Source organism: Streptomyces sp. NPDC059564, assembly GCF_042735575.1.
Taxonomy (GTDB): Bacteria; Actinomycetota; Actinomycetes; order Streptomycetales; family Streptomycetaceae; genus Streptomyces.
In genome coordinates this window covers 13,191-28,158 of the sequence record NZ_JBHWBP010000008.1, presented here as the reverse complement: position 1 = coordinate 28,158, position 14,968 = coordinate 13,191, and the positions used below count along the sequence as shown (strand labels likewise).

The 14,968-nt window shown below is 75.3% G+C and carries 9 protein-coding genes; 6 read left to right on the top strand and 3 right to left on the bottom strand.

Annotated features, from left to right (window positions below):
* Nucleotides 1-148: 148 nt before the first annotated feature.
* Both ACFV0Q_RS03480 and ACFV0Q_RS03475 read left to right on the top strand, forming a co-directional pair.
* Nucleotides 149-865: a response regulator transcription factor gene (locus tag ACFV0Q_RS03480; protein WP_384999777.1), complete on the top strand. Its 717-nt coding sequence runs from the start codon at nucleotides 149-151 to the stop codon at nucleotides 863-865.
* An 11-nt stretch (nucleotides 866-876) separates the two neighbouring features.
* Complete coding sequence (locus ACFV0Q_RS03475) at nucleotides 877-2,289, top strand: ATP-binding protein (RefSeq protein WP_384999774.1); 1,413 nt, start codon at nucleotides 877-879, stop codon at nucleotides 2,287-2,289.
* A gap of 5 nt (nucleotides 2,290-2,294) precedes the next feature.
* On the opposite strand, the gene ACFV0Q_RS03470 is transcribed toward ACFV0Q_RS03475, so the two are convergent.
* Nucleotides 2,295-4,562 carry an endo-beta-N-acetylglucosaminidase gene (locus ACFV0Q_RS03470; protein ID WP_384999771.1) on the bottom strand — a complete coding sequence of 756 codons (2,268 nt, stop codon included), beginning with the start codon at nucleotides 4,560-4,562 and terminating at the stop codon, nucleotides 2,295-2,297.
* A gap of 10 nt (nucleotides 4,563-4,572) precedes the next feature.
* The gene (locus tag ACFV0Q_RS03465; RefSeq protein WP_384999768.1) at nucleotides 4,573-5,865 is read right to left on the bottom strand and encodes a glycosyl hydrolase; all 1,293 of its coding nucleotides are present in this window, start codon (nucleotides 5,863-5,865) and stop codon (nucleotides 4,573-4,575) included.
* Nucleotides 5,866-6,105: 240 nt separating this feature from the next.
* Here ACFV0Q_RS03465 and ACFV0Q_RS03460 point away from each other — a divergent pair, with 240 nt between their 5' ends.
* From ACFV0Q_RS03460 to ACFV0Q_RS03450, 3 genes are all read left to right on the top strand, one after another.
* Nucleotides 6,106-10,314 (top strand): NEW3 domain-containing protein, encoded by a 4,209-nt coding sequence (locus ACFV0Q_RS03460; RefSeq protein ID WP_384999765.1) that lies wholly within the window; start codon nucleotides 6,106-6,108, stop codon nucleotides 10,312-10,314.
* Nucleotides 10,315-10,321: 7 nt separating this feature from the next.
* Nucleotides 10,322-11,368 (top strand): LacI family DNA-binding transcriptional regulator, encoded by a 1,047-nt coding sequence (locus ACFV0Q_RS03455; RefSeq protein WP_384999762.1) that lies wholly within the window; start codon nucleotides 10,322-10,324, stop codon nucleotides 11,366-11,368.
* A 91-nt stretch (nucleotides 11,369-11,459) separates the two neighbouring features.
* Nucleotides 11,460-12,392 (top strand): ROK family protein, encoded by a 933-nt coding sequence (locus ACFV0Q_RS03450; RefSeq protein ID WP_384999879.1) that lies wholly within the window; start codon nucleotides 11,460-11,462, stop codon nucleotides 12,390-12,392.
* Nucleotides 12,393-12,408: 16 nt separating this feature from the next.
* Here the strand turns inward: ACFV0Q_RS03450 and ACFV0Q_RS03445 are convergent, their stop codons facing one another.
* Nucleotides 12,409-13,404, bottom strand: a complete 996-nt coding sequence (locus ACFV0Q_RS03445) for a TAXI family TRAP transporter solute-binding subunit (protein WP_384999759.1) — start codon at nucleotides 13,402-13,404, stop codon at nucleotides 12,409-12,411.
* A gap of 125 nt (nucleotides 13,405-13,529) precedes the next feature.
* On the opposite strand from ACFV0Q_RS03445, the gene miaB reads away from it, so the two are divergent.
* Nucleotides 13,530-14,968, top strand: a 1,439-nt coding sequence (gene miaB / locus ACFV0Q_RS03440; RefSeq protein ID WP_384999756.1) for a tRNA (N6-isopentenyl adenosine(37)-C2)-methylthiotransferase MiaB, incomplete at its 3' end; no start/stop codon positions are given.

Here is a 14,968-nt window from a genome sequence, read left to right as displayed (position 1 = left end):
GGGCGCCGTACGCGTACCGGGTGGATAACAGAAGACCCGGCGGACCGGAACCCCCTTGACGTGGGACTCTTCATGGGCGTGGATGCAGGGTGCACATGTGCCCGTGCGCATGACCACGAATCCGGGACCGTCAGGAAGGGAGGACGCCATGAGGCTGCTGCTCGTCGAGGACGACGACCACGTCGCCGCCGCGCTGTCGGCGATCCTCGCCCGCCACGGCTTCCAGGTGACCCACGCCCGCAACGGCGAGGAGGCCCTGCAGGCGCTGCTGCCGGCCGGTTCCCCGCCCGGCGTCTCTCCGTACGGGGTGATCCTGCTCGACCTCGGCCTGCCCGACCAGGACGGCTACGAGGTCTGCGGCAAGATCCGCAAGCGCACCGCCACCCCGGTCATCATGGTCACCGCCCGGGCCGACGTGCGCTCGCGCATCCACGGCCTGAACATGGGCGCCGACGACTACGTGGTCAAGCCCTACGACACCGGCGAACTCCTCGCCCGCATCCACGCCGTGGCCCGCCGCACCGGCGCCTCCGAGGAGGCCGCCGCGACCGGCACCGGATCCCCGGCCCTGGTGCGGCTCGGCCCCGTCGCCATCGAACTGCCCACCCGCCGCGTCAGCGTGAACGGCACCGACGTACCGCTCACCCGCAAGGAGTTCGACCTGCTGGCCCTGCTCTCGCAGCGGCCCGGCGTCGTCTTCCGCCGGGAGCAGATCATCAGCGAGGTGTGGCGGACCAGCTGGGAGGGCACCGGCCGCACCCTCGAGGTCCACGTCGCCTCGCTGCGGTCCAAGCTGGGCATGCCCGCGCTCATCGAGACCGTCCGCGGGGTGGGCTACCGGCTCGTCACCCCGGCCGCGCCCTAGCGGGGTCCGCCGTGCGCACCCGGCTGCTCCCGCTGCTCGTCATCCTCATGGCGGGGGTGCTGCTAGCGCTCGGTTTCCCGCTCGCCGTCAGCCTCGCCGCCGCCCAGCAGCAGAAGGTGGTCGTCGACCGGATCGACGACAGCGCCCGCTTCGCCGCCCTCGCCCAGTTCGTCATCGACGCCGAGGGCTCCGGGTCCACCGGCGCCGACGAGCGCCGCGAGACGCTCCAGCTGGAACTCGCCCGCTACCAGGAGCTGTACGGCATCCGCGTCGGCATCTTCTACCGCGACGACAACGCCATGGTCCGCGCTCCCGGCTGGTGGCAGCTCCCCGAGTCCGGAGAGGGACGCAAGGCCTTCGAAGAGGCCCTCGCCGGGCGCCGCAGCCACGACCCCGGCCAGGTGTGGCCCTGGCAGACCCACGGCAAGCTCCTCGTCATCTCCCCGGTCGTCCTCGACGGCGACGTGGTCGCCGTCGTCGCCACCGAATCACCCACCGAACAGATGCGCGGCCACATCCTCCGCGGCTGGCTGATCATCATCGCCGGGCTCGCCGCCGCCATGCTGGCCGCCTTCGGCGCCGCCCTGCGCCTCACCAGCTGGGTGCTCAAGCCGGTGCGCACCCTCGACGCGGCCGCCCACGGCATCGCCACCGGCCGGATGAACTCCCGCGTCGCGGCCGCCGGCGGCCCCCCGGAACTCCGCCGCCTGGCCCGTTCGTTCAACGAGATGGCCGACAACGTCGAAGAGGTACTGGAGCAGCAGCGGGCGTTCGTCGCGGACGCCTCCCACCAGCTGCGCAACCCGCTCGCCGCGCTGCTCCTGCGGATCGAACTCCTCGCCCTCGAACTCCCCGAGGGCAACGAGGAGATCGCCTCCGTGCGCACCGAGGGCAAGCGCCTCGCCCAGGTCCTGGACGACCTGCTGGACCTGGCGCTGGCCGAGCACGCCTCCGCCGAGATCAGCCTCACCGACATCGGGGCGCTCGCCGCGGAGCGGGTCGCTTCCTGGCGGCCGTACGCCGAGGAGAAGGGCGTACGGCTCACCGAGACGGGCCGCTCCGCCGTGACCGGCTGGGCCGACCCCATCGCCCTGTCCAGCGCCCTCGACGCCGTCATCGACAACGCCCTGAAGTTCACGCCGGAGGGCGAGGAGGTGCAGGTGTCGGTCACCGCGGAGGGGCGCAGCGCGCTCGTCGTCGTCGCCGACCGGGGGCCCGGCCTGACCGAGGAGGAGCTGCTGCGGGTCGGCGACCGCTTCTGGCGCAGCGGCCGCCACCAGAACGTCAAGGGCTCCGGGCTCGGCCTGTCCATCTCCCGGGCCCTGCTCGCCTCGGGCGGCGGGACCCTCTCCTACGGGACGAACCCGCCGCACGGGCTGCGCGTCACGGTGGCCGTCCCGCGCACCGACCCCCACAGCGGCTGACCGGCCTACCAGCGCAGGGCGAGGCGGGCCGGCGCGGAGACGGCGTACGCCTCGTCCACGGCCCGCAGCTCGAAGGCGGCCGCGCGCTCCCGGCCCGCGCGGGTGACGGAGGGGAGGTGGAGGGCGGTCCCGCAGGTGCCGGCGAGGAAGCGGCGGGTGCCGTCCGGGAGGAGGCGGTGGAGCTCGTAGTGCCGGACGGGCCCGGCTGCCCGGTCCCAGCGCAGGCGGAGCTCGGCTTCCCGGCCCCGACGGGCCGAGGCGGCCAGCTTCAGGTGCGTGGGCGGGGCCGGGGGCCGACCGGGGGCGGTGTCGCGTACCGTCAGGGCGCCGAGGCGCCAGGACACCGCTGATGTCCCGCGCCCGGTGATCCGTACGGCAAGGGCGTACGCGGTCTTCCCGGCCAGCGTCGCGAGGGGGAACCGGGAGGTGTGCCAGCCGGGGGCGGCGTTCCGCGACGGGGCCGCCAGCCAGGTGTACGGCACCGGCTCGCCGGGGGCTGCCGCCTCGCGGGTCGCGACGCCGAACTCGACGGAGACCCCGCCGGAGTGGACCAGTTCCGCGACCGCCGTGCGGGTCAGCGGCAGCCGGGTGGCGTGCAGGCCGACGGTGGTGGGCGCGGTGAGGGTCCCGGCGACGAGCAGGCTGGAGCCGCCGCGCCAGGCGTCCGCGAAGTCCAGGGTCACCGAGGGGCGTTCCCCGGGGGTGTCCGCGGCCGTGTCCACCGCCCAGCGGCGGCCCGGGAGGCGGTCCTGGAGGCCGAGGTGGTTCCAGGGCGCGTCGGAGGTGACCGCGCCGCCCTCGTACCAGCGCAGGCCGTGCCCGGTGTTGAAGGAGCAGCCGAAGGGGAGCGCGCTCACGGTGGACCGGTCGGCCACGGCCGTCGCCGGGGCCCGCCAGCCCGACGGGGGCTCGGGCGCCGGGCGGGCCGGGTCCAGGGAGGCGCCCGTCCAGAACAGGTCGTCGGCCCGGTGGAAGGCTCCGGGGGAGCGGTCGGCGAGGTGGCCCAGGGTCCACTCGGGACGGTAGAAGCCGAGGCTGACGACGTGGTCACGGTCGCGCGGCACGATCGCGTCCCAGGGGACGTCGGCGTCCCAGCCGCGGGACTCGGTGTCCACGGCCGCCCACAGCTCGTGGCGGGAGCGCCCGAGCCGTTCGGCGAGCGCGGCCGAGTCCGCCAGGGTCCGCGCGGTCCAGCGGAAGTCCACGAAGACGCTGTCCGCGACCCGCCCCGAACGGTCCTCGAAGAACTCCTGGTTGAGCGCGTTCAGGGCGCCCTGCCAGCCCACCCCGCCGGTGCTGTTCATCGCGTCGTACCAGGTGATCCGCAGACCGTGCGGGGCGCCGGCCGCCCGCAGGGCGTGCAGGAACTCCCGCATGCGGGTGGCGAGCGCGCTGTCGCCGCCGTCCGTCTCGGCATTCACGAACCAGCCGTCGAAACCGTACGTACGGGCCACCTCGACCAGCTTCTCCGCGAGCGGGAAACGGCCCGCCGAGTCCCGCCGGACCAGGTCCCGGGTCCACTGGAGGTCGCCGCCGTAGGCGACGGGCGGCAGGAAGACGTTCCCGAGGACCGGGACGCCGTTGCGGTGCGCGGCGTCGACGACGGGCGCGTTCGGGGCGAGGACGATGCCCTCGCCGGAGGAACCGCCCCAGAAGACCAGCTCGTCGAGGTACGCCCAGTGCGTGAGGGCGTAGTAGTCGGCGGTCGCCGAGCCCTGGGAGGGGTTGAGCGCGGTCGGCCCGAACGAGACCAGCGAGGCGATGCGTGCCTGGCCGGCGCGGGCGGTGCGGTTCGCCGGGACGGGGGTGAAGCGCGGGGCCAGCGGGACGGTCGCGGTGTTGTGGGGCAGGTCCGGGTCGGCCTCGGGGGTCCAGGCGGCGAGCGAACGCCACACGATGCCGGGGCCCGGGGTGCCCTGGGGGAGGGAGTCGGGGAACCAGTAGGAGGCGTACGGGGCCAGGGTGGGCGGCGGGGTCGGTGCGGGCGCGGCCCGCTGCGGTACCGGGGCTGCCGCGGGATGCGGGGCCGGCGGGTTCGGGGCCATCGGGCGCGGGGCGGCGGAGGCCGTTCCGGGCAGGGCGGCCGCTCCGGCTCCGGCGGCGCCCGCGGCGAGGACCGCGCGGCGGGAGGGGCCGGCGGGGGGTGTGGGGGCCGGGCCGGGGGTCGGACCGGCGGGGGGTGCGCCGGTCGGGTCGGCGGTCGGGCCGGAGGCACGGGAGGCGGGGGGTATGGGGGAGGTGCGAGGATCGGCGCCGTTGCCGGTCTCGGACATGCGGGCTCCTCTAGGAGGGGGAAGGGGGTCGGATCACGTCGTGCACGCGCAGCACCTCGGTGATGCCGCGGGCGGCCAGCCGGGCCGGGTCCCCGGCGTGTTCCTCCAGGACCACCGCCGGGCGCACGCCCCGGGCCGCCAGTACGGCCCAGGCCTCGAAGAACGCGCCGCCCGGGGCGCAGGCCGACCGCCGCCCCGGGGTCTCCCCGGCCGTCCCGTCGCCGTCCGCACCCTCCAGCGCGAGCGCGGTGGACCGTACGGCGGGGCGGTGCTCGCGGCCCCGCCAGGCCTCCGCGATCCGGGCGACCACGCCGCCGGCGGGCTTGGTCCGGCGGTCGTTGGTGAGCAGGCCGAGGCCGTACTCCAGCTCCGGGAAGTCCGCGAGCTCCCGGGACACGTCGTGCGAGCACCACCAGGTGACGCCCCACAGGCCGGGGCAGTCCAGCGCGGCGGCCAGGGTGGCCTCGGTGAACTCCGCCGCGTGCGCGGGCCCGATCAGCGGGGCGGGCGCCCCCACCTCCTGGAGCCACACCGGGCGGCGCGGGTCGAGGGCCCAGGCCTTGGACAGCTCGATCAGGTACGCGGCGTGGTGCTCGGTCGCCGCCCCGGTGCGGCCGTGGCGCTGTGCGGTGCCGTTGAACACCCACGAGTGCACGGCGGTGGCCCCGCCCAGCCGGGCCGCCTGGGCGGGGGTGAAGGGGTGCCCGTCCCGGTACCAGGCGGCGTCGTACTCCGCGTGCAGGTGGAGGCGTCCCGGCGCGCCCCGTTCGCAGGCGGCGAGCATCCGCTCCAGCCAGCGGGCCGCCTGCGCCGGGGTGATCCGGTCGGGGTCGGGGTGGGGTGCGTCGGAGAACTGGTTGATCTCGTTGCCGACGGTCATGCCGAGGAAGTTCGGCCGGTCGGCGAGGGCGGCGGCCAGCGTGCGCAGGTACTCCTCCTGCCCGGCCACCACGTCCGGGTCGCTGAAGATGCTGCGCCGGTGCCAGGTCCCGGTCCAGGCGGGCAGGAAGTCGAAACTGGACAAGTGGCCTTGCAGGCCGTCCACGTTGACGTCGAGTCCGCGCTCGGCGGCCGCGTCGGCGAGCGCGACCAGCTGTTCGACCGCGCGCGGCCGGATCAGGGTGCGGTTCGGCTGGAACACCGGCCACAGCGGGAACACCCGGACGTGGTCCAGACCGAGCGCGGCGATCGAGTCCAGATCGGCCCGGACCTCGTCGAGGTCGAAGTCCAGCCAGTGGTGGAACCAGCCCCGGGTCGGGGTGTAATTCGCGCCGAAGCGGAGGGTTCGGGGGGCCTGGTGCATGAAAGGTCCTGGAGTTCAGGGGAATTCACCGGATGCGCATAACCTGCCGCGCCCCACGGGGGAAAGTCAACAGGGCCATTTCCGGAAACTTATGCGCTTCAGTCCCGTTGACAGTTGGGGTCCAGGCGCCGAGGGTGGATGAACTAATGCGGTTTAGCGAGCGGGGCTGAGCGAATCGTCCTGCGAGGTCGCGTGAGGTCGCGTGAGGTCGCGCGAGGTCACCCGAGGAAGTGTGCGGAAATGGACAGCGGAATTTCGGTCACCTCCGTGACCACCCCGGCCCTCTTCGTCGGCCCGCCCGGCTCCCCGGTGCAGGCCGTACGGATCCGCGTCCGCCGGCAGCGCCCGGCCGGCCCCCTGTACGTGACGGTCCACGGCCCCGGACTGCACACCCCGCATCCGCGCCTCCTGCGCGCCGACACCCCCGGGGAGCACGCCGACGGCTCCGCCGCGCCGGAATCCACCGCCGAGGTCGGCGTCCGGACCCCCGACGTGCCGCCCGGCACCCTCATCCCCGCCACCGCCCGCGTCGCCACCCCCGACGGACGGCCCCTGGCCGAGCGGGAGTTCACCCTCACCGTCGCCGAGCCCGGCTGGACCGTCCGCCTCGTCCCGCACTTCCACTACGACCCCCTGTGGTGGAACACCCAGGCCGCCTACACCGCCCTGTGGGACGCCCCGCCCGAGCCGGGCGCGCCCGAGCACGGCTGGGAGTACACCGGCGTGCCCGCCTTCACCCTGGTCCCGCTCCACCTCCAGCAGGCGCGCGACGATCCCGCGTACCGCTTCGTCCTCTCCGAGGTCGACTACCTCAAGCCGTACTGGGACGCCCACCCCGAGGACCGCGCCGAACTGCGCGCCCTGATCGCCGGGGGCCGCGTGGAGATCGTCGGCGGCACCTACAACGAGCCCGCCACCACCCTCACTTCCGCCGAGACCACCGTCCGCAGCGCCGTCCACGGCCTGGCCCTGCACCGCGGCACCCTCGGCGCCGACCCGCGCACCGCCTGGCAGCTCGACGTCTTCGGCCACGACCCCTCCTTCCCCGCCCTGATGGCCGGCTGCGGACTCGACTCGGCCGTCCTCGCCCGCGGGCCCCACCACCAGTGGGGCCCGATGATGGACACCTGGGGCGAGGCACTGCGCCCGCCCGCCGCCATGCAACTGCCCGCCGAATACGAGTGGATCGCCCCCGGTGGCGAAGGCCTGCTGCTGCACTACCTGCCCGCGCACTACTCCGCCGGCTGGTCCTCCCACCGGGCCCCCGACGCCGAAGCCGCCGCCGAGCAGCTGCTGGAGCTGTACGAACTGCTGCGCCCCGCGGCCGCCACGCGCAACGTCCTGATCCCGATGGGCACCGACTTCTCCTGGCCGCACCGCTGGGGCCTGGACGTCCAGCACGCATGGAACCGCCGCTACCGCTGGCCGCGCGTGGAACACTCCGGCCCGCGCGCCCACTTCGACGCCGTCCGGGCCGAACTCGCCGCGCGCGGGGAGCGGCCGCTGCCGGTGACCCGGGAGATGGGCCCCGTCTACACCGGCAAGGACGTCAGCTACGCCGATGTGAAACAGGCCCACCGGGCCGCCGAGAACCTCCTGGAACAGGCCGAGGCGTTCGCGGCGCTCGCCTGCGCCGAGGGCCTGCTGACCTACCCCGCCCGTACCCTCGCCAAGGCCTGGCGGCACCTGCTGCACGCCGCCCACCACGACGCGGTCACCGGGACCTTCTCCGACCAGGTCTACCTGGACCTCCTCCCCACCTGGCGGGAGGCCCACGAACTGGCCGGCGCCGTACGGGAGGAGGCCCTCTCCGCACTGACCGGCGCGGCCGACACCCGGGGCCCCGGCCCGCTCGCCGTGACCGTGCACAACCCGCTCTCCTGGACCCGGACCGACCTGGTGCGGACCCGGGTGGACCTGGCCGCGCTGGGGCTGACCGGGGAGGGGGCGGCGCGCCTGGGCGTGCGCGACGCCGAGGGGTGCGACGCGCCCGTCCATCTGGAGGCCGTCCGCGGGGACCTCGCCGAGGTGGCCTTCCTCGCCCGGGACGTGCCCCCGCTCGGCCACCGCACCTGGTGGTTCGCCGCCTCGCCGGGGCCGCTCTCCGGTGGCTGGGAGCCCGCCCCGGGGACCGCCGCCGAGAACGGGTACTTCCGCGCCGAGGCCGACCCGGAGCGCGGCGGCGGCCTCGCCCGGCTGCTCCACCGGCCCACCGGGCAGGAGGTGCTGACCCCCGGCGAGGTGGACGAGCTGGTCGTGCAGGAGGAGTACCCGCAGCACCCGTACTTCGGTGAGGGGCCCTGGCACCTGCTGCCCAAGGGGCCCGGCACCGGTTCGGGCGGCGCGCCGGCCGCGTCCTGCCGGGTGGAGCGGGGGCCGCTGGGCGCGCGGATCGTCGCCGAGGGCCGTACCGGTCCCGTCCGCTGGACCCGCGTGACCACCCTGTGGGACGCGCTGGACCGGGTCGAGCTCACCGCCCGCGTGGACTTCGACGGGGGCGACCGGCTGCTGCGGCTGCGGATCCCCGCCGACGTGCCGGGGGCGCTGCCGGTCGCGGAGACCGCCGCCGCCGTCGTCGGACGCGGCTTCGCCTTCCCCGAGGCGGACGCCGGGGCCGACCACACCCGGGCCCCGTGGACCCTGGACAGCGCCTGCCTGAACTGGTTCGCGCTGTCGGCGCCGATCACCGGCCCGGGGGAGGGCCGGGCGCTGGGGGCGTGCGAGATCGTGCTGCCGGAGGGGGGAACTCCGGCGGGCCTGCGGGAGTTGGTCACCGCGCTGGGCCGCCTCGGGGTCACCGCCACGCCGACCCGGCCCGGCGGGCCGCGCTGGGGGGACCTGGCGGTGGACAGCAGCCTGCCGGACTTCCGCATCGCGCTCGGCGGCCCCGGCGAGAACCCCTTCACGGCGGCGGTGCTGGCCTCGGCGGACCCCGCGTACGGGCGGGCGCTACGGGAACACGCGCGGGCCTGGATCCCCGCCCGGGCACCGCTGCGGGACCTGTGGCTGCCCGGCTGCGACCTGACCGGCCCGCGCGACCTCCCGGTCCTCGCCCTCGCGGGGCCGGTGGCGGAACTGGCGGCGGAACTGGCCGCGGAAGTGGCCGCCACGGGCCGCCTGCACGCCCCGCCCGCCGGTGTGGCGGCGGAGGCGGGCGAGGCGGCGTACGGGCGGCGGACGGTCGGGGTGCTCGTGCGGGGGACGCCCAGCTTCGCCGTCGACACCCGGGGCCGCCTGCACAGCACCCTGCTGCGCTCCTGCACCGGCCGCCCCAGCGGGGAGTGGATGGACCCTCCGCGCCGCACCGCCCCCGACGGCAGCTCCTTCCAGCTCCAGCACTGGACCCACACCTTCGAGCACGCCCTGGTGGCCGCCCCCGGCGACTGGCGCGAGGCCGATCTGCCGCGCCGGGGGCGGGAGTTCAACAAACCCCTCACCGCCGTGACGGCCGCCCCCGGCGCCGGGCCGCGCCCGCCCGCCCGCTCCCTCCTCACCGTCGAACCGGCCGACCGGGTCCTCGTGGAGGCGGTGAAACGGTCCGAAGACGGCACCCGCCTCACCGTCCGCCTCCGCGAATCCCACGGCCGCCCGGCCACCCCCGAACTCGCCCACCCCGCACCCGAACGGCCCGCCGCCCCCGTCGTCGAGGCCGATCCGCTGGACCGGCCGCTGCGGTCCTTCGGGGGGCGCCTCGCCGGCGCCGTGACCACCACCCTGCTGCTCCCCACCGCCTCCGGGATGCCGCCGCGCGAGGGCGAACGGGAGCCGGTCCAGCCGGTGTTCAGCCGCTACTGGCTCCACAACACCGGCACGGCCCCCCTCGGCGACGCCCCCTTCACGGTGACCTGCCGGGGCACCCCCGCCGACGCCACGGTCACCGTGGCCGCGCACGGGGCCGCCGCCGGGCCCGTCGCCCTGGAGGTCCGCGCCCCCGACGGCTGGCGGCCCGCCTGGACCCGCCGCACCCTGGACCTCCCGCCCGGCGGCCACGCCCGCGTCCCCCTCACCGTGGAGCCCGACCCGGGCGCCGCCCCCGGCCGGCACCTGGTCCGGGTCCTGGCCGCCACCCCCGAGGGGGAGTTCGAGGACGCCCTCACCGTGACCGTCCCCGGCGGCCCCGTCCCGGCGCTGTGGGTCGAGGCCCCGCAGGCCGAAGTCCGCGTGGCCCCGGGCGGGCGGGTCCGCGTACGGGTCCGCGTCGGCAGCACCGGGATCCGCAGCCCCCTCACCGGCACCGCGTACCTCGCCTCCCCGTACGGCACCTGGCAGCTCGCCGGCCCCGCCGCGCAGCCCCTGCGCGTGGATCCGGACCGCCCCGCCGAGCCGGCCTTCGAGATCGCGCCGCCCCTCACCACCGCCCCAGGGAGCCACTGGCTGGCGGTCAAGGCGGCCTGTCAGGGCTGGATCGCGTACGGTCCGCCCATCGCAGTCCACGTCACCGAGGGATGAGGCAGGCATGGCCCGCAGACCCACCATCAAGGACATCGCCCGCCGGGCCGGGGTGTCGCAGAGCGCCGTCTCCTTCGCCCTGAACGGCCGCCCCGGCGTCTCGGAGCACACCCGCGGCCGGATCCGCCGGGTCGCCGAGGAACTCGGCTGGCAGCCCAACAGCGCCGCCCGCGCCCTGTCCGGCGAACGCTCCGGCGCCGTCGGGCTGGTCCTGGCCCGCCCCGCGCACACCCTCGGCGTCGAATCCTTCTTCCTCCAGCTCGTCTCCGGCATCCAGGAGGTGCTCTCCGCCGGACGGACCGCCCTGCTCTTCCAGGTGGTCGAGGACATCGACGCCGAATGCGCCGTCTACCGTCGCTGGTGGGCCGAACGCCGGGTGGACGGGGTCCTCGTCGTCGACCCGCGCACCCGCGACCCGCGCCCGGAGCTCCTCGCCGAACTGGGCCTGCCCGCCGTCCTGATAGGCGGCACCGGTACGCCGCCGGGCGCCGCGGACGCGTCCGTGTCCTGCGTCTGGGCCGACGACACCCGCGCCATGACCGAGGTCCTGGACCACCTCCACGGACTCGGCCACCGCCGGATCACCCACATCGCGGGCCTGCCCGGGCTCTCCCACACCGCCCGCCGCATCGCCTCGCTGCGCGCCGAGGCCGAGCGGCTCGGACTCCCCGCCGCACAGGTGCGCTCCGTCACCACCGACTACTCCGACACCGAGGGCGCCGCCGCCACCCGCCGGGTCCTCGCCGAGCCCGGGCCGCCCACCGCGCTGATCTACGACAACGACGTGATGGCGGTGGCCGGCAGCGCCGTCGCCGCCGAGCTGGGCATCCCCGTGCCCGGCCGGCTCTCCATCGTGGCCTGGGACGACTCGGCTCTCTGCCGGGTCACCCACCCCCGGCTGACCGCCCTGGTCCGCGACACCGCCGGATTCGGCCGGCTCGCGGCCGAGGAACTCCTCGCCGTCCTCGCCGGAGCCCCGCCCCGGGCCCGGGAGAGCGAGCTGCCCCGGCTCGAACCCCGCGAGAGTACGGCCCCGCCACCGGCCGCATACTGAAATCCGACCCCTCTCAGGAGCGCCCACCGTGACCACCCCCACCTCAGCCTTCCCCGCGCCGCGCACCGCCGCCGCGGTCGCCGGTCCGACCGTGGCGATCGACATCGGCGGGACGAAGATCGCCGGGGCGCTGGTCCACCCCGACGGCACCATGACCGCCGCCACCCGGCGCCCCACCCCGCGCTCCGCCGACGCCGAAGAGGTCATGGCGGCGGTCGGCGAGGTCATCGCGGACCTGTCCGGAGCCCCGCTGTGGGACCAGGCCGTCCGCTGCGGCATCGGCAGCGCGGGCCCGGTCGACGCCTCGCGGGGCACGGTGAGCCCGGTCAACATCGGCGCCTGGCGGGGCTTCCCCGTGCAGGCCCGGATCACCGCCGAGCTGCACGCGCGCGGCGCCCGGATCCCGGCGGTCCTGGCGGGCGACGGGGTGGCCATGACGGCGGCCGAACACTGGCTCGGCGCGGCCCGGGGCCACGCGAACGCCCTGTGCATGGTGGTCTCCACCGGCGTCGGCGGCGGCCTGATCCTGAACAACCAGCTCCACCCCGGCCCCACCGGCAACGCCGGTCACATCGGCCACATCAGCGTCGCCTTCGACGGTGAGCCCTGCGTCTGCGGAAGCCGCGGCTGCGTCGAATCCCTCGCCTCGGGCACCGCCATCGCCCGCTGGGCCCTCGCCCAGGGCTGGACCGGCCCCGACCCCACGGCGGCGGGCGTCGCCGCCTCCGCCGAATCCGGGGACCCGGTCGCGCTGGCCGCCTTCGACCGGGCCGGCCGCGCCCTGGCGGCCGCCATCGCGGCCACCGCGACCCTGGTCGAGACCGACATCGCCGTCATCGGGGGCGGGGTCGCCGCCAGCGGGGACACCCTCTTCGAACCGATCCGGCGGCACCTGGCCTCGTACGCGACCCTGTCCTTCGTCCAGGACCTCCAGGTCGTCCCGGCCGCCCTCGGCACCCACGCCGGGCTGATCGGCGCGGCCGCCGCCGCGATGATGCTGCTGCCGGGCGCGCCCACGGCCTGACCCGCGGGCGGCCGCGCTACGGCTTGACCGAGCGGTAGTACTGCCGGGCCCCCTCGTGCAGGTCCAGCGGGTCCGTGTAGATCGCCGTCCGCAGGTCCACCAGCTGCGCCGCGTGCACCTCGTGCCCGATCCGGTCGCGGCTCCCGATCACCGTCCGCGTGAACTGCTCCGTCAGCCGCGCCCCGGTGTCCTCGCGGGTCACCAGCAGGTTCGGCACCGCCAGCGTGGCCACCGAGGAGGTGTTGCGGGCCCGCGCGTACGCGTCCTGCGGCATCACCGCCGCGCGGTAGTACCGGGCCGGGCTCCCGCTGCCCTGGAGCCGTTCCACCAGGTCGCCCAGCTGCACCAGCCGGATCTCGAACCGCTCCGACAGCTCGCGCACCGCGTTCGTCGGCAGCCCGCCCGACCAGAAGAAGGCGTCGATCCGGCCCGCCTCCAGCTCCGCCGGCATGGTGTCGATGCCGATCGAGACCGGGGTGATGTCCTGCTTCGGGTCCAGCTTCGCCGCCGCCAGCAGCCGGTCCGAGATCAGCCGCACCCCCGAACCGTCCTGGCCCACCGCGACCCGCTTGCCGCGCAGGTCGCGCGCCGACTGCACCGGGGAACCGGCGGGCACCACGAGCTGCACGTAGTCGTCGTAGAGCCGGGCGACCCCGCGCAGCCGCGACGCGCCCGGCTTGCCGTCCAGCCGGTACTTGGACACCGCGTCCGCCGTCGCCACCGTGAAGTCCGCCTCACCGGCGGCCACCCGCTGGAGGTTCTGCTGCGAGCCCTCGCTGGGCTCCAGCCGGACCTTGACGCCGGGCAGGTCCTGGGCGAGGGCCTGCTCCAGCAGCTGCCCGTAACGGTGGTAGACGCCCGTACGGACACCCGTGCTGAAGGTCAGCTCGCCCGTCACCTCCGGCTCCCCGAAGGGCTTCACCCACCACAGCAGCCCCGCGAGCACCGCCAGCACGGCGACGAGGGCCGCGATGACGCGGCGCCGGGTGATCCGGGAGGAAACGAGGGGCATGGCGGCGATCCTGCCACCCGCCCGGCGTCCTGTCACGGCGGTCCCGCCCGCCCCGGACCGCCGCCTTCCGGCGGGCGGACCGCACGGGGGAAAGAGGTCTCCCGGGTACCGCCTACCCTTGTCGCATGACCAGCAGCAGCGACCGGAGCCCGGCAGTGGACCTTAAGGGAACTTACGAGGTGCGCACCTACGGGTGCCAGATGAACGTGCACGACTCCGAGCGACTCTCCGGTCTGCTGGAGGACGCGGGCTACGTCCGCGCGCCCGAGGGCTCCGACGGCGATGCCGACGTCGTCGTCTTCAACACCTGCGCCGTCCGCGAGAACGCCGACAACAAGCTCTACGGCAACCTCGGCCGCCTCGCCCCGATGAAGACCAAGCGCCCCGGCATGCAGATCGCCGTCGGCGGCTGCCTCGCGCAGAAGGACCGCGACACCATCGTCAAGCGGGCCCCCTGGGTCGACGTGGTCTTCGGCACGCACAACATCGGCAAGCTGCCCGTCCTGCTGGAGCGCGCCCGCGTCCAGGAAGAGGCGCAGGTCGAGATCGCCGAGTCGCTGGAGGCCTTCCCCTCCACGCTGCCGACCCGCCGCGAGTCCGCGTACGCCGCCTGGGTCTCGATCTCCGTCGGCTGCAACAACACGTGCACCTTCTGCATCGTCCCGGCGCTGCGCGGCAAGGAGGAGGACCGCCGTCCCGGCGACATCCTCGCCGAGGTCGAGGCGCTGGTCGCCGAGGGCGTCTGCGAGATCACCCTGCTCGGCCAGAACGTGAACGCGTACGGTTCCGACCTCGGCGACCGCGAGGCCTTCAGCAAGCTGCTGCGCGCCTGCGGGCAGATCGAGGGCCTGGAGCGGGTCCGCTTCACCTCCCCGCACCCGCGCGACTTCACCGACGACGTGATCGCGGCCATGGCCGAGACCCCGAACGTGATGCCCCAGCTGCACATGCCGATGCAGTCCGGCTCCGACCCGATCCTCAAGGCGATGCGCCGGTCCTACCGGCAGGAGCGTTTCCTCGGGATCATCGAGAAGGTCCGCGCCGCGATCCCGCACGCCGCGATCTCCACCGACATCATCGTGGGCTTCCCCGGTGAGACGGAGGAGGACTTCCAGCAGACGATGCACGCGGTGCGCGAGGCCCGCTTCGCGAACGCCTTCACCTTCCAGTACTCCAAGCGGCCCGGCACCCCGGCCGCCGAGATGGAGGGGCAGATCCCCAAGGAGGTCGTCCAGGACCGCTACATGCGCCTGGTCGCCCTCCAGGAGGAGATCTCCTGGGAGGAGAACAAGAAGCAGGTCGGCCGCACCCTGGAGGTCATGGTCGCCGAGGGCGAGGGCCGCAAGGACGGCGCCACCCACCGGTTGTCCGGGCGCGCCCCCGACAACCGCCTGGTGCACTTCACGCAGCCGGACGAGGACGTGCGCCCCGGTGACGTGGTGACCGTCGAGATCACCTACGCCGCCCCGCACCACCTGCTCGCGGAGGGCCCGACGCCGTCGGTACGCCGTACCCGCGCGGGCGACGCCTGGGAGAAGCGCAACGCGGCCGAGCAGGCCAAGCC